Origin of the sequence: Dyella sedimenti, from assembly GCF_022760995.1 — a bacterium.
GTDB classification, from domain to species: domain Bacteria; phylum Pseudomonadota; class Gammaproteobacteria; order Xanthomonadales; family Rhodanobacteraceae; genus Dyella; species Dyella sedimenti.
This window is the reverse complement of record NZ_JAKWJO010000004.1, coordinates 1-16418: the sequence shown is the minus strand read 5'-3', so window position 1 is coordinate 16418 and position 16418 is coordinate 1. Positions and strand designations below refer to the sequence as shown.

The 16418-nt window shown below is 64.8% G+C and carries 12 protein-coding genes and 1 tRNA gene; 12 read left to right on the top strand and 1 reads right to left on the bottom strand.

Annotation, left to right across the window (positions count from 1 at the left end):
* Window positions 1-82 precede the first annotated feature (82 nt).
* The 6 genes from MJ605_RS10115 (at window position 83) to MJ605_RS10090 (ending at window position 7592) form a co-directional block, all read left to right on the top strand.
* Window positions 83-1036 (top strand): bifunctional riboflavin kinase/FAD synthetase, encoded by a 954-nt coding sequence (locus MJ605_RS10115; RefSeq protein WP_243041400.1) that lies wholly within the window; start codon window positions 83-85, stop codon window positions 1034-1036.
* A 99-nt stretch (window positions 1037-1135) separates the two neighbouring features.
* Window positions 1136-4003 (top strand): isoleucine--tRNA ligase, encoded by a 2868-nt coding sequence (gene ileS, locus MJ605_RS10110; protein ID WP_243041399.1) that lies wholly within the window; start codon window positions 1136-1138, stop codon window positions 4001-4003.
* Window positions 4004-4054: 51 nt separating this feature from the next.
* Window positions 4055-4546 (top strand): signal peptidase II, encoded by a 492-nt coding sequence (lspA, locus tag MJ605_RS10105; protein WP_243041398.1) that lies wholly within the window; start codon window positions 4055-4057, stop codon window positions 4544-4546.
* A gap of 78 nt (window positions 4547-4624) precedes the next feature.
* Window positions 4625-5572 carry a 4-hydroxy-3-methylbut-2-enyl diphosphate reductase gene (ispH, locus tag MJ605_RS10100; RefSeq protein ID WP_243041397.1) on the top strand — a complete coding sequence of 316 codons (948 nt, stop codon included), beginning with the start codon at window positions 4625-4627 and terminating at the stop codon, window positions 5570-5572.
* A 50-nt stretch (window positions 5573-5622) separates the two neighbouring features.
* Window positions 5623-5698: transfer RNA gene (locus tag MJ605_RS10095), tRNA-Thr, on the top strand.
* A 451-nt stretch (window positions 5699-6149) separates the two neighbouring features.
* On the top strand, window positions 6150-7592 hold the full coding sequence (locus tag MJ605_RS10090) for a S41 family peptidase (protein ID WP_243041396.1): 1443 nt from the start codon (window positions 6150-6152) through the stop codon (window positions 7590-7592).
* Between the two features lie 20 nt (window positions 7593-7612).
* On the opposite strand, the gene MJ605_RS10085 is transcribed toward MJ605_RS10090, so the two are convergent.
* Entirely contained in the window at window positions 7613-7978 is a 366-nt protein-coding gene (locus tag MJ605_RS10085) for a DoxX family protein (protein WP_243041395.1), read from the bottom strand.
* A gap of 485 nt (window positions 7979-8463) precedes the next feature.
* Here MJ605_RS10085 and pilV point away from each other — a divergent pair, with 485 nt between their 5' ends.
* The 6 genes from pilV to MJ605_RS10050 all read left to right on the top strand — a co-directional run bounded on the left by pilV (window position 8464) and on the right by MJ605_RS10050 (window position 16139).
* Entirely contained in the window at window positions 8464-9015 is a 552-nt protein-coding gene (pilV, locus tag MJ605_RS10080) for a type IV pilus modification protein PilV (RefSeq protein WP_243041394.1), read from the top strand.
* Window positions 8919-10334 (top strand): PilW family protein, encoded by a 1416-nt coding sequence (locus tag MJ605_RS10075; RefSeq protein WP_345779528.1) that lies wholly within the window; start codon window positions 8919-8921, stop codon window positions 10332-10334. Before pilV ends, MJ605_RS10075 begins: the two co-directional genes overlap by 97 nt.
* Before the next feature lie 95 nt (window positions 10335-10429).
* Window positions 10430-11080 carry a pilus assembly PilX family protein gene (locus MJ605_RS10070; RefSeq protein ID WP_345779527.1) on the top strand — a complete coding sequence of 217 codons (651 nt, stop codon included), beginning with the start codon at window positions 10430-10432 and terminating at the stop codon, window positions 11078-11080.
* 8 nt (window positions 11081-11088) lie between these two features.
* Window positions 11089-15087, top strand: coding sequence for a pilus assembly protein (locus tag MJ605_RS10065; RefSeq protein ID WP_243041393.1), 3999 nt, complete (start codon window positions 11089-11091; stop codon window positions 15085-15087).
* A 9-nt stretch (window positions 15088-15096) separates the two neighbouring features.
* A complete protein-coding gene (locus tag MJ605_RS10055) occupies window positions 15097-15516 on the top strand; it encodes a type IV pilin protein (protein ID WP_279237524.1) in 420 nt (139 codons plus the stop codon).
* Window positions 15516-16139 carry a GspH/FimT family pseudopilin gene (locus tag MJ605_RS10050; protein WP_243041392.1) on the top strand — a complete coding sequence of 208 codons (624 nt, stop codon included), beginning with the start codon at window positions 15516-15518 and terminating at the stop codon, window positions 16137-16139. The genes MJ605_RS10055 and MJ605_RS10050 overlap by 1 nt, the downstream gene beginning before the upstream one ends.
* Window positions 16140-16418: the final 279 nt, after the last annotated feature.

Below are 16418 nucleotides of genomic sequence, written 5' to 3'. Positions count from 1 at the left end.
GGTGCGCTCTTACAGGTAAGGGGTATAAGAGGTAAGGGGTGAGGCGCGCGGGCGGCTGGCCTCGACCCGCTATAATCGCCGCATGATGAGACTTTCCAGGGATGTCGCCGGCCCCTGTCTGGCGCCGGGCGGCAGCGTGGTCGCCGTCGGCGCGTTCGACGGCCTGCATCGCGGTCACCAGGCCTTGCTTGCGCGGGTGCGCGAGCAGGCGGCTGCGCGTGGCCTGACGCCGGTGGTGGTGAGCTTCGAGCCGCTGCCGCGGGCCTTCTTCTCGCCCGAGCCGGTGGCGCGTTTGTCCAGCGTGCGGGAGAAGCTGCGCGGCTTCGAGGCGGCCGGCATGGCGCACGTGCTGCTGCTGCGCTTCAACCATGCGTTGACCGCCATGTCCGCCGAGGATTTCGTCCGCCGCGTGCTGGTGGACCGGCTGGCCGCCCGTGAGGTGTGGGTGGGAGCGGATTTCCGCTTCGGCCACAAGCGCGGCGGCGATGTGGCCCTGCTGGAGGCGATGGGCCCCTCCCTCGGCTTCGTGGCGCATACCATGCCCTCGGTGCTGCTGGATGGCGCCCGCGTCTCGGCCACCCGCGTGCGCATGCTGCTGGCGGCCGGCGAGTTCGCCGGCGCGGCGCCGCTGCTGGGCCGCCCGTTCGTGATCGAAGGCAAGGTGGAATACGGCAAGCAACTGGGGCGCCAGCTGGGCTATCCCACCGCCAACATCCACCTGCGCGACCGGGCCAGCCCGGTACAAGGCATCTTCGCGGTGCGGGTGGGACTGGGCGAGAGCGAATGCAGCTGGCCCGGCGTGGCCAGCCTGGGTGTGCGGCCCACGGTGAACGAGGTGCCCGAGCCGCTGCTGGAGGTCCACCTGTTCGACTTCGAGGGCGACCTCTACGGCCAGCGCATGGCGGTGGAATTCGTGGCCAAGCTGCGCGACGAGCAGAAATTCAACAGCCTGGACGAGTTGACCGTGCAGATGGCCAAGGACGCCCGCCAGGCCCGCGAACTGCTCGGCATGAATCCCCGGTTGAGCCAGGCGTAACGGCGCCAAATCCGGTAACGTTGGCGTTTCCGCCCGGCCCACGGCGGCGCCGCAGGCGGGCAGGGCCGCGCCAGACCCCGATCAGAGCATTCCCAGGCAATGACCCAGGACTACAAGAACACCATCAACCTGCCGCAGACGGACTTCCCGATGCGCGGCGACTTGCCCAAGCGCGAGCCGAAGTGGCTGGCCGACTGGCAGCAGGCCGGCCGCTACGCGCAGATCCAGGAGCGCGCCGCCGGCCGCGACAAGGTGTTCGTGCTGCACGACGGCCCGCCGTACGCCAACGGCGCCATCCACCTGGGCCATGCGGTGAACAAGGTACTCAAGGACGTGGTGGTGAAGTCGCGCCTGCTGGCCGGCTACCGCGCGCCCTACGTGCCGGGCTGGGATTGCCATGGCCTGCCGATCGAGGTGGCGGTGGAGAAGAAGTTCGGCCGCGTGGGCGACAAGCTCGATGCCGCCGCCTTCCGCCAGAAGTGCCGCGAATACGCGCAGCAGCAGATCGACCTGCAGCGCGCCGACTTCAAGCGCCTGGGTGTGCTGGGCGATTGGGAAAACCCATACCGCACCATGGACTTCAAGTACGAGGCCGACATGGTGCGCGCGCTGGCGAAGATCGTGGCCAACGGCCATGTCGTGCGTGGTGCCAAGCCGGTGTACTGGTGCTTCGACTGCGGCTCGGCGCTGGCCGAGGCGGAGATCGAATACGCCGACAAGGTATCGCCCGCGGTGGACGTGGCCTATGACGCGGTGGACCCCAAGGCGCTCGCGCGAAAGTTCGGCGTGGACGCGGGCGACGCCATCGTCGCCATTCCGATCTGGACCACCACGCCATGGACGCTGCCGGAAAGCCTGGCGGTATCGCTGGGCGGCGAGCTGGAATACGCACTGGTCGAAGGCCCGTCCCGCGAGGGACATCGCGTGCTGTTGGCCATCGCCAGCGCGCTCGTCGAAAAGGCCGCGCAGCGCTACGGCATCGAGGGCGAGCCGACGGTGCTTGGCCATGTCGCCGGCCAGGCGCTGGAAGGCGTGCTGCTGAAACATCCGTTCTATGCGCGCGAAGTGCCCGTGCTGATCGGTGACCATGTGTCCGCCGAGGACGGCACCGGCGCCGTGCATACCTCGCCCGACCATGGTGTGGAGGACTTCGTCGTCTCGCGCAAGTACGGCATCGAGACGCTCAATTACATCGAGGCGCGCGGTACGTATCGCGTCGACACGCCGGCCGCGCTCGATGGCACCGTCATCGCCGGCAAGCACCTTTGGAAGGCCAATGATGAGATCGTCGAGCTGCTGCGCCGTCGCGGCGTGCTGCTGGCGTTCGCCAGGATCGAGCACAGCTATCCGCATTGCTGGCGCCACAAGACGCCGGTGATCTTCCGCACCACGCCGCAGTGGTTCATCAGCATGGAGAAGGAAGGCCTGCGCCGGACCGCGCTCGATGCGATCGGGCAGGTGAAGTGGGTGCCCGCATGGGGCGAGGAACGCATCGCCGGCATGGTGGGCGATCGTCCCGACTGGTGCATCTCGCGCCAGCGCACCTGGGGCGTGCCCATCGCGCTGTTCATCCACAAGGTGACGCAGGAGCCGCATCCGGACAGCGTGGCGCTGCTGGAACAGGTGGCCAGGCGCGTGGAGCAGGGCGGCATCGACGCCTGGTACGCGCTGGATGCGGCCGAGCTGCTGGGCGACCAGGCCAAGGACTACGAAAAGGTCCTGGACGTGCTGGACGTGTGGTTCGATTCCGGCGTCAGCCATTTCGCCGTGGTTGGCCAGCGTCCCGAGCTGCAGCAGGGCAAGGCGTCCAGCTACAAGGTGATGTACCTGGAAGGCTCGGACCAGCATCGTGGCTGGTTCCAGTCGTCCCTGCTCACCTCGTCGGCCATGTTCGCGCGCGCGCCCTACCAGGACGTGCTCACCCACGGCTTCACCGTGGACGCGCAGGGCCGCAAGATGTCCAAGTCGCTGGGCAACGGCATCGAGCCGCAGGACATCATGAAGAACCTGGGCGCGGACATCCTGCGCCTGTGGATCTGTTCCACCGACTACCGCAACGAGATGTCGCTGTCGGACGAGATCCTCAAGCGCGTCTCCGACACCTACCGCCGCATCCGCAACACCGCGCGCTTCCTGCTCGGCAACCTCGACGGCTTCGATCCGGCCAGGCACCTGCTGCCGGTGGAACAGAGCCTGCTGCTCGACCAGTGGGCGGTGCAGCAGGCCTACGACGTGCAGCAGGCGGTGGCGGCGGCCTATGACCGCTACGACTTCCCGGAGATCGTGCAGCGCGTGCAGAACTTCTGCACCAACGAGCTGGGCGCGCTTTACCTGGACATCACCAAGGACCGCCTCTACACCATGCCGACCGACAGCCACGGCCGGCGCAGCGCGCAGAGCGCGATGTACCGCATCGCCGAGGCGCTGGTGCGCTGGCTGGCGCCGGTGCTGAGCTTCACCGCCGAGGAAATCTGGCGGCACCTGCCGGGCGGGCGCGGCGAGAGCGTGCTGTTCGAGACCTGGTACGACGGCCTGGCCGCCACCCAGGGCTCGCCGGAGCAGCGCCGCTACTGGTCCGACCTGCTGGCTATCCGCGAAACCGCCTCGCGCGTGCTCGAAGGCATGCGCAAGGCCGAGCAGATCGGTGCCTCGCTGGAGGCGAAGCTGGCCATCCATGCCGACCCCGCCATCGTGGCCCGCTACCAGCCGGCGGCGTCGGAGCTGCGCTTCTTCTTCATCACCTCCGACCTGCGCCTGGACCTGGCCGGCGGCCAGCCGGCGGATGCGGTGCTGACCGAGCTGGAAGGCGCGGACGTGTGGGTCTCGGCCACGGTCAGCGACGCCGCCAAGTGCGTGCGCTGCTGGCACCGCCGCGACGACGTGGGCACGCATGCGGATCACCCGGAACTGTGCGATCGCTGCATCAGCAACGTCGATGGTCCGGGCGAGGACCGCCGCTGGTTCTAGCTCTTCTTACCTCTCCCTGAGGGGAGAGGGAGCCAACACATTGATTCGCCCATGAACCCCAAACCCAACGCACTTCCCTGGCTGTGGCTCTCCGTGGCCGTCATCGTCCTCGACCAGCTCAGCAAGTGGTGGGCGCTGACGGCGTTGCAGCCGGCTGGCGTACCGCATCCGGTCATCCCCGGCCTCCTCAACTGGACCCTGGCCTTCAACACCGGCGCGGCCTTCAGCTTCCTTGCCGGCGGCACGGGCTGGCAGCGCTGGTTCTTCGTGCTGCTGGCGGTGGCGATCAGCGCGGTGCTGGTGGCGTGGCTGGCGCGCACGCCGCGCCGCGACTGGAAGACGGCGCTGCCGCTGGGCCTGATCGTGGGCGGGGCGCTGGGCAACCTGATCGATCGCCTGCATGCCTCCCAGGTCACCGATTTCATCCACGTGTACTACCGTGAGTGGAACTACCCCGTATTCAACCTCGCCGACTGCGGGATCACGGTCGGGGCGGTGATGCTGGTGGTGTTCGGCCTCTTGGCGGGCAAGCCGCGCGCCTGAACGGCGGGTTCGTGCGGCCATGCGGGCCGTGCGATAATGCCGGCCATCCCTGATGACCCGTCCGGGTCCGGAGTTCCCGTGGATATCCTGCTCGCCAATCCCCGTGGTTTCTGTGCCGGCGTGGACCGCGCCATCGCCATCGTCGAGCGCGCGATCGAATCCTATGGCGCGCCAATCTACGTGCGGCACGAGGTCGTGCACAACCGCTACGTGGTGGACAAGCTGCGCGCCGATGGCGCCGTGTTCGTCGAGGAACTGCACGAGGTGCCCGATGGCGCCACGGTGATCTTCAGCGCCCACGGCGTCTCCAAGGCCGTGCGCGAGGAAGCCGAGCAGCGCGGCCTCAAAGTATTCGACGCCACCTGCCCACTGGTCACCAAGGTGCATATGGAAGTCGCCCGCCTGGGCCGCGCCGGTCGCAGCGTGGTGCTGATCGGCCACGAGGGCCATCCGGAGGTGGAAGGCACCATGGGCCAGTGGAACCCCGCCAACCGCGGCGAGATCCTGCTGGTCGATTCCGTCGAGCAGGTCAACGCGCTGGAACCCAAATTCCCGCACGAACTGTCCTACGTCACCCAGACCACGCTGTCGGTGGACGATACCAAGGCCATCATCGAGGCCTTGCGCGCCAAGTTCACGGACATCGAAGGCCCGCGCAAGGACGACATCTGCTACGCCACGCAGAACCGCCAGGACGCGGTGCGCCGCCTCGCCGACGCGGTGGACCTGATGCTGGTGGTCGGCTCGGTCAACAGCTCCAACTCCAACCGCCTGCGCGAGCTGGCCGAAAGGCAGGGCGTGCGCGCCTACCTGATCGATGGCGCCGAGCATATCGAGCGCAGCTGGCTCGATGGCGTCGCCCGCATCGGCCTCACCGCCGGCGCCTCCGCCCCGGAAAAGCTGGTGCGCGACGTGATCGCCCGTCTGCAGTCCTGGGGCGCCGGCAGCGTCCGCGAACTCGACGGCGACCCCGAAACCATCACCTTCGCCCTGCCCAAGGAACTGCGCCTGGCGGCCAGCCTGTAACGCCACGTCTTGCGCGGCCTCCCGGCGCTCCGTAAAATTGCCAGTTCATCGCCGGAATAGCTCAGTTGGTAGAGCGGCGCATTCGTAATGCGTAGGTCGTAGGTTCGAATCCTATTTCCGGCACCAAATCAAAAGGTTGGCAAAAGGCTCGGCTTCCATGGCTGGGCCTTTTTCTTTGGCGTCACGCCTGGATTGTCCGGTCCAGGGAGCAGGACCGAGTTTCGCTGGAAACCTCTAGCTGTTCGCTGCCCGAGCGTACATATTGGGTTCCAGTCTTGACTGAGACCCCCCATGCCCATGCCATTGGAATATCGCGAAGTATCCATGCAGGACTTGTGGCGGGCCTCGAACCCAGGCCAACCCATGCCATCGGATATGGCGAATGGATGCATCAGGAGCTGGGAGTGCCTCCATGGCTCCCCGTGGGCCACGGAGATCGTGAACAGGCTCTTAGGACGGAAATGTCGATATGGAGAGTGCAACCGGTTCGGAAGACGTGTCCGTGCGAGGTTTCGCCATGGCATGGGGGCATCCGTCTCGGATAGGAATGCAATTATGCGAAGCAAGGGAGTCGCGCTTGGATACTCTGGTCAAACGTCAAACGCTGAAGATTGGCTCGAAACTCTTCTGCTGGGTGTGTTCCTCCGCTTTTGCGGCGGTGACGCTCGCGAGCGTGGCCTTGGCAAACGGCCATACCACTCCCTGGATGATATCCGCCGGAGGATCAGGCTATTCCCTCAAGGCCCAGGGCAGTGCGTTGGATAGTGCCGGTGCGCATGTCGAGCTTGCCTCGGCGGCTGGCAACAAGGCGGCTTTCGGCACTTCCGTCGCCAATGTCGACGCCACGCCTTATCGCGGTTACACCGTCAGGCTTTCCGCGGCGATCAGTACGGTGGATGCCCCTGACGGGGCTGGGTTGTGGCTTCGGGCCGATGGCGCCCATGGCCGGCTTGCCTTTGCCAATTCGGAGACGTCGCTGGTCAAGGGGACGGTGTCCTCCCAGCAGCGGGAGATCGAAATCGATGTGCCGAACTCGGCAACGCGCCTGGCCTTCGGCACGCTGCTCGAAAGGAATGGCAATGCCGTGGCCGATCATCTTGTGCTGGTGCGCGGCGAAGCCATTCCGGCCAACCGTATCGTGCCTGCGCTTGCCGAGTTGGATGCCGCCATCAAGATCGTGAAGGAAAACGCGCTCCGGTCGTCATCGGTGGATTGGGAGCAGGAGATCCCCAGGCTGCATGCCCAGCTGAACAGCGGCGACTGGTCTCTGGATGCCTATCCGCTGATTCGCGGGCTTCTGGCATCGCTGCAGGATCATCATAGCCATCTACTGTCCCCCGAAGAGGCGGCCGCTCCACATGCGGCGGGGATGCCTGTGGCGCTACCCACCGTCGAGGAGCGGCAAGGCACCGGTTATATCGCGCTGCCCGGCTTCAACAGCCTGGAAGCCCATAACGTCAAGGCCTATGAAGACGGCGCATCGACGGGCATTGCCCGGATCGCGGGGCAGGTCACTTCCGGTTGGGTGATCGATCTCCGAAACGACCGTGGCGGCAATATGTGGCCCATGCTGGCCGCCTTGCGCGCCTTCCTGGGCGATGGCCCGCTGGGTTATTTCAAGGATGGTCTTGGCTTGTCCGACCCGTGGATGGCGCAATTGAAAAAATGGCAGCCAGTCCGGCCACTCGACCTCGGCGACGTGCCCGTGGCCGTGCTTACCGGCCCGCATACGGCAAGCGCGGGGGAGGCCGTGGTTATCGCACTCCATGGCCGTCCAAACACGCGCTTCTTCGGCATGCCCACGACGGGCGTGCCGACCAGCAACCGGGTATTCAAGCTGCCGGATGGCGCCGCGATTGCGCTAACCGTCGGTGTCGAGTTGGATCGCAACAGCAAGCCATACGATGGCCCCATCCCGCCGGACGTCACTGTCGCGGCGTCAGCCTCCGGCGACGGTTCCGACGAGACCATGGCAGCGGCGCAGCAATGGCTGCGCAGTGTCTCGCCTCATGCGAAGTGAGTCGTGAGACACGCCCCGCCTCAATGACAGCCAATGACCAGCAGCGCACCGATCAAGGCGATATTGGTCCGCCAGCCGCTGAGGGTGGCCTGGCGAGCCGGCCCGGTCTGCCGCCAGAAGTCCAGAAGCATAAGCGATGCGACCACGGTGAACACCGCAAGTCCCACGGCCGAGAAACGGACGTCCATCTGGATCGCCAGCATCGCGCCGACAATGATCTGGAAGACCGAGCCGATCGCCAGCACGCTCCTGGGTGCCGGTATCTGCCGCACGGACAGCGCGGTGGATACGTCATTGAAGTGCCGGAAATGGAGTGCGCCAGCGGCCACATAGACAAGGCCTAGCAATGCATATCCGAGGTCGACGATCAGATGTTGGGTGGACATGGCGCAGCCTTTGGTATCGTGTATGGGCAAGCTGTCATGGAGAGGGGCGGAATACGCACGGAGGCAATGCCGTCCGATGGCCTTGTCCTTTGTTCTTGCCAACAGCGACGGCTATAACGATACGCATACGGGGCTTCGTGGCCTTGGCCCTTCCGCCCTATCTCTTGAGTGTAGTGCTCGGCAGAGCCTGATGGCAGTGTAGATTTATTCCGACAGACGGGGGGCGATCCACGGTTGGAGCAGGGCGCATCGGCCAACGGCGGTCGCGCGACGTCCATGAAGAGCCAATCGGCACTTCGGAACCTGCCTGTAGGGCAACAGGAAGCGCCAGGTGATCCCTGGATGGTTTGCGTGTGGCGCTTTTCGAATCGTTGGCGCCGAAGGTTGATTTGCCTGCTTTGGGGCGCTTCAATGCCGAAGCGATAGATAAAGAAACAATGCTGCGCGCCTGAGCGAACGCCTGCTCCAATGACATGATGGATGGCATGCATCCATCATTGCGCCAAAGGGGCATTTCACTGATCGAAGTGCTGGTTGCCGTGCTGATCTTCAGCATCGGCCTGATCGGTATGGCCGGCCTGATGGTGATGGCCGCACGCTCCAACCATGCGGCGTACCTGCGTACTCAGGTCACCTTCCTCGCCGACAGCATGGCCGACCGCATGCGGGCCAATCCCATCGGCGTGTGGAGTGGCTGGTACAACGGGGCAAACTTCCCCACCGATGCCAAGGCGAGTTGCGATGTGCTGGTCATCGTGGCGGCCGGTGGCCAGGCAGGCTGTTCGCCCGAACAACTGGCCGCGCACGACAAGTACGCCTGGAGCCAGATGCTGAAGAACCTGTTGCCCGGCGCCAGCGCCAGGATCGCCTGCACCGGCGCAGGAGCCGTCGGGTATAACCCGACGGCACAGCTCAATGCGCGACCGCCCTATGGCGGCACATGCGAGATGACCTTGAGCTGGACCGAGCGTGGCGCGGGCAGCGGCATGTATGGCAAGGCGGTGACGCAGACCTTTGCCTGGGTATTCCAGCCATGAGGCGGTGGTCTTTGCTGGCATGCCGGTCCCGAGGGGTGACCCTGGTCGAGCTGATGGTGGCAATGGTGATCGGCCTGTTGGTGGCGGCGGGCATCATTTCCGTGTTTCTTTCCACCTCGCACAGCAACCGGGTACAGAACCAGTTGGCCCTGCTGCAGGAGGAGGGGCGCTACGCCATCGGTCGCCTGTCGCATGACCTGCGCATGGCCAACAGCCAGTACTGCACCAATACCGGCGGCAACGCCGTGAAGGCCACCAACGGCATCCTGCTGGATGGCCTGCGCGCGCCCACGGTGTATGCCAACGATTTGATGTCGGCATTGAGCGACGTGGGCACGCCCTGGGGCAGCAGCCTGTATCCCGCCCAGCCGAATAGCCCTTATTCCTTGCCGTCGGGCTTGTGGATGCGGGGCTACGCCTGCGACGCCAACGCCTGCAGCCCGGCGGCGCCAGCCAGTATTCCCGCGGCGGGCAAGACAGCGGGCAAGCGCGTGGTGGGTACCAGCATACTGACGGTGCGTTATCTCGACCCTTCGCGCGGCTGGGCGCTGGATGGGGCAGGCACATTGACCACCACGGCCAATGGCACGGTCGCCGCCATCCACGTTGTCCCCACCAGTGGTGAGCCGCCTTTGAGCGATTTCAAGGCAGGCCATCTTGCGCTGTTGGCCGATTGCGCCGCTTCCGCGGTGTTCGCCGTCGCGGGAACGCCATCTTCCGGGCAATTCTCTCCCGCGGCGGTGGAAAGCGGGGCGGCAGGCAACAATGCCATGCCAGTGGTGCAGCCCTTGCCATCGGCGCCGCGACTGTACGACTTCAATACCGATTTCCTGACTGTGACCTATTACGCGAAGGTGGTGGATATCGGTGAGGGGAAAACCACGGGCGCGTTGGTCCGGCGCGTCAATGGCGAGGACCAGGAGTTGGTGCGTGGAATCGAGCGGCTGGATTTCCTCTACGGCGTCGAGCTTGATGGCGGCACCTTGTTGGCCCCGCCGAGCCTGCTCGACGATGGCATCCGTTATTCCCGACTCAACACTCAATGCCTGTCGGTGCCGCTTCCGGTATCGGCAGGGGGCGAGCCCGGCTGCGCGTGGCGTGCGATCAAGAGCGTGGAGGTGCGCCTGCTGATGAGCGGACAGCAGCCGTTGCCCAGCCTTACGGTAAGCGAAACCGCCTACGGCTACTTGCCCGATGGCGATGGCGCAGTGCTCCCGCCGGGCCAGCACGCCATCACGCCTGGCCAGCAAGGCTTCGACGAAAAGCTGTTGCGCCGCCAATTCAACGCATTGGTAGCCCTGCGCAACTTCAATCCCTGACGACGCAGGATACGGCCGTACCCAAGGAATGGACGATGACTCACGCTGATGGCCAACCCGTCTTTCGCTTGCATCGGCAGGAGGGTGCGGTACTGGTGATGGCCCTGATCTTCCTGGTGCTGCTGACCGTGCTGGCCGTTGGCGCCTCGGGTCGTTCGCTGTTGCAGGAGCGCATGGCCGGTGGCTTGCGCAACGCCCAACTGGCACAGATGGCAGCGGAAAGCGCGCTACGCGGCGCCGAGTGGAGGTTATGGACCCTTGGCGCCCAGGGTGGTGTCGATTGCAGCACGCTGGCCGGTTGCTACCCGTACACGCCAGGCCAGCCCCATCCCAAGGTAAAAGCGTTCCGCGAGAGCGCGGGCTGGGTCACGGATGGTGCGGTCGAGTACAAGGGCGAGAGCGGCGGTTACGACTACACCCGCCTGGGAAGCAGCCGGCTCGGCGCGGACGAGAAAGCCATCGCCACGTTCGTGTCCAACCCACGCTACATCATCGAGGACCTGGGCCTTGAGCGGCCGCCTGGGGCGGGCGCCCAGCGCGAATCAGGTGTGTCGGGGAATGCCTCTAACGGACACCTGCACATCTATCGCATCACCGCGCGCGGCGTCGGGCGCACCGCCGACATGGTACGGGTCATCGAATCGACCTTTGCCGCACCCGGCAAGGAAGCCTACGGCGAAGCCGAGGCCACGGTGCCACCACCATCCACTTCGTCGCCGCCATCCGCCTGGGCACCTTGGGGCTGAGTATGCGCATGTCCAATGCGAAGCACCTCGCGGCAAGGCATGGCTTGTCTGGCGCGCTGCTGGGTCTGGCTATCGGTTGCACCGGCATCGGCACCGTCCATGCCGACCAGATTACAAACCCCTCGGTGCTAGGCCGTAACGTGGACTTGAGTGCGGGTCCCACGGCCACGGTAAGCACGGTTGCGCCGAACGTGGTACTGACCTTCGACGATTCCACGTCCATGTTGGCGAACTATATGTCCGACCGCCAACCTTATAGGGACAAGGACACCGCCTGGTGGTACACGGGATACATCAGCAACGGCTCCTACAACGACGGCATAGCCTTTGATCGCCTGGCAGCTCCTTATATTTGCGCGGGCGTCATCACGCCGGGCGTGAGCGATCCGGCGGATCCGCGCTCGTGGACGATGAATGGCGTTTACTACAACCCGGACAATACGTACGCGCCACCGTTGAAGGCAGACGGCACCTCCATGCCGGATATCGACTACAACCACGCGCCGGATGATGGCCTTGCGGCCTATAACCCGGCCGGTGGCCGCACCGTCGCCTATTTCAACCTGGGCAGCATGACCGGCGGCGCCCACGACTTCTGCGGCCACACGAGTGCCGGCTATTACAAATACACCGGTAGCGTACCCGCCACCGATCCGGCCACTGGCCGGATGACGGCCGGGGGAGTCAACACCCTGTACCAGGATGTGGTGAATCCACTGACTCCCCTGAACTTTGCACATTGGACGTGGGTGTCGGTTGACCAGGGAGCCGCCCAGGAGAAACAGAACTTCGCCAATTGGTTCTCCTACTATCGTACCCGCGCGCTCGCCGCGGCTACGGCGGTTACGCGTGCGTTCTCGCCCTTCGGCAGCAATGTGCGCATGGCATGGCAGGCGCTGAGCGATGTCGACGCCAAGCCCGACGGCTCCGGCTACTACAGTTACAACGATTACCGCAGCTATTTTTCGGGCGGGGGAACCCATTGGAGCATGCTCACGCTCGATACGCCCATGCGCAGGTTCGTCGATGGCGATGCGACGGCCAACATGCGCACTCGGTTCTACCAGTGGCTGTTCAACATGGGGCCACGCGGCACCCATGGATCGGATTTCATTGCCTATACGCCCAATCGCGCCGCCGCAATGAATGTGGGCAGGTATTTCAGCAACCGCTCGGGCGCGGTCGAAAGCAATCCCTATTGGGACGTGGATGCAGGCCAGGAACTGGTCTGCCGCCAGAACTATCACATCCAGATGACCGACGGCCTGTGGAATGGCGAGGCACCGGCCCAGGTGATACCCCATGACAAGAGCAGCATCGGCATGTTGCCCGATGGCATCCAGTCGTTTACCGCGTCAGGTGTCGAAAGTGCCGTGGTATGGAACGAAGGCGCCAATACCATTGCCACCATGGCGGATATCGCCTTCCACTACTGGGCTCGCGACTTGCAGGCCGGCGTGACCGGGGCAAGCCTGTTCGCCACCGAAGCCAATCGCCGTCGCGTCACTCCTGCCATCACCGACCTGTCGACCCATCTGTTCGGCCAGCCCCTGGCAGCCGGCGCGGACCCGCGTACCAATGCGGAAATCTACTGGAACCCGGCCAATGACCCGGCCACCTGGCCGCATCTGGTGCAGTACCTGATCGGCCTTGGCACCATCGGCGTATTGCCGAACAACGACAGCACCTACCGGAAGCTGCGCACGGGCCAGGTGGCGTGGCCGGTCATGGCTTCCAACGGCGGTAACAACCCGGAGTCACCGGACGATATGTGGCATGCGGCCTTGAATAGTCGCGGCGCCTATTTTTCGGCCACCAATCCTGGCGTGCTGGTGGAGGCGCTGCAGAAAATCATCGACAACATCGTCACGCGCAGCCTGACCATGCTGGCCAGTAGTCTCAACGCCTCGGTGCTGACGTCCGATACGGCAGCCTTCCAGGCCGGTTATGACACCTACGATTGGAAAGGCAGTCTTACCGCCAACCCGGTGAATACCGATGGCACTGTTTCGCCGTCGATTCTATGGGATGCACGAGTTCTGCTCGACGAGAGGGTGGGCCGGGGCGACAGCCGTGTCATTCTCACCAGCACGGCGCCAGGTGCCGGCCATGGCGTGGCCTTTACCGGCAGCGCGGTCGTGGATGCCATCCATGCGGTGGACCCGGCTTTTGGCGCGGCAGCGGCGGGAGCCGACCGTCTGGCCTGGTGGCGTGGCGATCGAGGCAAGGAGGATGGCGCCACCTTGCGCAGGCGAGGTTCGGTGCTGGGCGCGATCATCAATGCCCAGACGCTCTATGTCGCGCAGCCGGACAGTGGCTATCGCGACGACCTGTGGCCGGCCGGCTCGGCCGAGGCGCACGGGGCGGCCTCGGGCCGTTCCTATGCACGTTTCCGCGCGGATCACGCCAAGCGCGCGCCCACGCTCTACGTGGCGGCCAACGACGGCATGCTGCACGCCTTCGACGCGACCCTGCCGGGAACGCCGGCCAGTGCCGTGGATGTGACACCTTCTCCCGGCGCGGAGCGCTGGGCCTATGTGCCTTATGCGGTCTACAAGCGCCTGGCCAGCCAATCCACTGGTAGCGACTTCGAGTTCCTGCCGACGGTGGATGGCACGCCGGTCAGTCGGGACGTCTATTTCAGCGGCGCGAACGAAGGCTGGCATACCTTGCTGGTCGCTGGACTGCGCCTGGGTGGGCGCGGCGTGTATGCGCTGGACATCACCGAATCGGGCGCCAGCCAGGACGGCGGCTCAGGCAAGGCGCCGGGACCGGCCGGCAAGGTGCTGTGGGAATTCCACTACAGCCAGCCGGCCACCAGCGCGGGCAATCCCAAGAATCTGGGCTATACCTATGGTCGCCCCAACATCGCCCGGTTGGCCAACGACAAGTGGGTGGTGCTGGTGCCGGTGGGGTATTTTCCCAAGCGCAACTACGACAGGGAAATCTCCGGCACCCCGGTCGCCAGCCCCTATAGCTCGTTGTTCGTGCTGGATGCGCAGACCGGTGAGCTGATCCGCGAACTGCGCACGCCCGAGCCGGTGGGAGCAACGGCCACCAGCATAGCGAGCTACGGACTGACCACGCCTGTGCTGGGCGACTACCAGGGCGACCAGATCGACGACGTGGCTTTCGCCGGCGACCTGCAAGGCAGTGTGTGGCGTTTCGACTTCACGGGCCGCGATCCGTCCGAATGGAAGGTCGAGCAGTTCTTCCAGTCCGGCTCGGCCATCAGCGAACGACCCATCGTGCTTCCCGGTGACCGTCCCATCACCGTCATGCCGCGCCTGATTCCCGACCCGGTGGGCGGCGGCTTCATCGTGTTGTTCGGCACCGGCAAATATTTGGGCCGCGAGGACAACATGGTGGATGCTTCCACCATGGTGCAGGCCGTTTACGGCATTCGCGACCTCGGCCAGCAAGGACAGGCCACCGTTATTGCCGGCGGCGCGGAAACACCTTTGGTCCGACACTTCCTGTATGAGACAGCAGGCCTGCGCAGCCTGAGTGATGAACCGGTTCCAGCCCGGGCTGCCGACGGCAAGGTGATTCGCGGCTGGTACTTCACCTTGGATATCCAAGCCAATGCCATCGACTATGCCAGTGCCAGGGGCGAGCGCATGGTGGTGGATGCCACACCGGTTCCCGGCACCTACCAGGTCATTCTTGCCACCTTGATTCCGCAAACCAGTGATCCTTGTAATCCGGCACTGAGCGGCGCGGTCATGATCATCGACGCAATTACAGGCCAGGGGGCCTGGGCCGCAGGCATCAACAACTATGACGTCTCGAACACGGTTGCGGGCGACCTGGCTGGCGCACGACTAAGGAATCCGCCTACTGGTGGCAGCCTGCCGGCAGCGGTAGTGGTTGGCGGCGGTGTGGCCTATGTACCGGGCCTGATAATCAGCGCCAAACACTGGCCCGATCTGGACGGCAAGGCGTTTTCATTCAATGTCCCGCTCTGGCGCCGTCGCGCCTGGCGCCCGCTCAACGATGCGCAATAGGGAGGCTCCATGCCACGGATGCGCGGCTTCACCCTGATCGAACTGATGGTGGTGGTAGCCATCATCGCCATTCTCGCGGCCATCGCGGTGCCCAGCTACGAACGCTATGCCTACCGCGCGCGTCGGGCGGAAGGCCAGCAACTGCTGCTGCACATCGCCAATGCGCAGGAACGCTACTACGCCACCTACAACCGCTATGGCGATCTGGCCACCATCGGCTATGCCACGACCGGCAGCATGGCTTCCGAACACGGCTATTACCTGGCGTCGGTGTCGATCCAAGATGACGGGCAGGCCTATACCGCCACGGCAGAATCCATGGGTGTCCAACAAGGCGATGCCTGCGGCAGCCTGTCGATCACGGATACGGGCGCCAAGCGTCCCGATGTCAACGATATCGACAGCAATCGCAACGGACGCTGCTGGTAATGGAAGCACGCAGGCCAGGTCGACTCGGACGGGGCGTTACCCTGCTGGAACTGCTGGTGACGCTGGCCATGCTGGCCATCCTGACGATGGTCGCCGTGCCCAGTTTCAACAACCTTCTGCGTCGTCACCGTGTCAGCAGCGCGGTCACCCAGTTGCGTGCCGACCTGGCCTACGCCCGCGCCGAGTCAGTGATGCGAGGTACCTTCGTATCCCTCTGCCCCAGCAACGATGGCGCTGCCTGCGACCACGACGCGAGCTATGCAAGCGGCTGGATCGTCTACACCTATCCCACTGGCAAGCAGGGCGCTGACCAGGCATACAGCGCCGGCAAGGATGGTTTCGTACTATTGCGCGAAGCCGCCGCCCAGGCCGGCATCGCGATCGCCGATACGGACAGCAAGATGCTCAGCTACGGCCAGCAAGGCCAGGTCAAGCGCGACCTCAACGCCAAGCCAGTCCACTTCACCATCTGCGCGCTGTCAACCACCGGCCTTCCGGAAAACACCTCCGCCGTCCCTGGCGTGCAGATGGCACTGGTGGGCGCAGGCAGCATCACCGTCACCACCCTCTCGCCCGGCGACTCCTGCATGCCAGGATATGCCGGCGGGAATCCCCTCCTGTGATCCCGTGATATAGGGCCGGTGAAACTGCGGCATGGCATTTGCCCTGGACTGAGGCGAATGCCAGGTAGGCCATGCTGTTATCCGGTATTTCCGGAGCCAATGACCATTGCGGCATATACAATCCTCTCACCAGGAGGCCATACTGTGCCTGCTGCGCAAGCCAATGGTAGCGTCCTTTTCAAAGTGGCCGGCCAAGGACTGGGTCCAGCGCGACTTAGAGCCGCTAACAAAACCGGGTTGAAGGCTGGTTCGCGGGTGGCAAAATTGCAGCATGGCCCG

Excerpts from the sequence above, each read along its gene's own strand:
- pilV (WP_243041394.1), top strand. The coding sequence starts at position 8,464 with ATGCATCCATCATTGCGCCAAAGGGGCATTTCACTGATCGAAGTGCTG.
- MJ605_RS10075 (WP_345779528.1), top strand. The coding sequence starts at position 8,919 with ATGCGAGATGACCTTGAGCTGGACCGAGCGTGGCGCGGGCAGCGGCAT.
- MJ605_RS10065 (WP_243041393.1), top strand. The coding sequence starts at position 11,089 with ATGTCCAATGCGAAGCACCTCGCGGCAAGGCATGGCTTGTCTGGCGCG.
- ileS (WP_243041399.1), top strand. The coding sequence starts at position 1,136 with ATGACCCAGGACTACAAGAACACCATCAACCTGCCGCAGACGGACTTC.
- MJ605_RS10085 (WP_243041395.1), bottom strand. The coding sequence starts at position 7,978 with ATGTCCACCCAACATCTGATCGTCGACCTCGGATATGCATTGCTAGGC.
- MJ605_RS10055 (WP_279237524.1), top strand. The coding sequence starts at position 15,097 with ATGCCACGGATGCGCGGCTTCACCCTGATCGAACTGATGGTGGTGGTA.
- lspA (WP_243041398.1), top strand. The coding sequence starts at position 4,055 with ATGAACCCCAAACCCAACGCACTTCCCTGGCTGTGGCTCTCCGTGGCC.
- MJ605_RS10115 (WP_243041400.1), top strand. The coding sequence starts at position 83 with ATGATGAGACTTTCCAGGGATGTCGCCGGCCCCTGTCTGGCGCCGGGC.
- MJ605_RS10050 (WP_243041392.1), top strand. The coding sequence starts at position 15,516 with ATGGAAGCACGCAGGCCAGGTCGACTCGGACGGGGCGTTACCCTGCTG.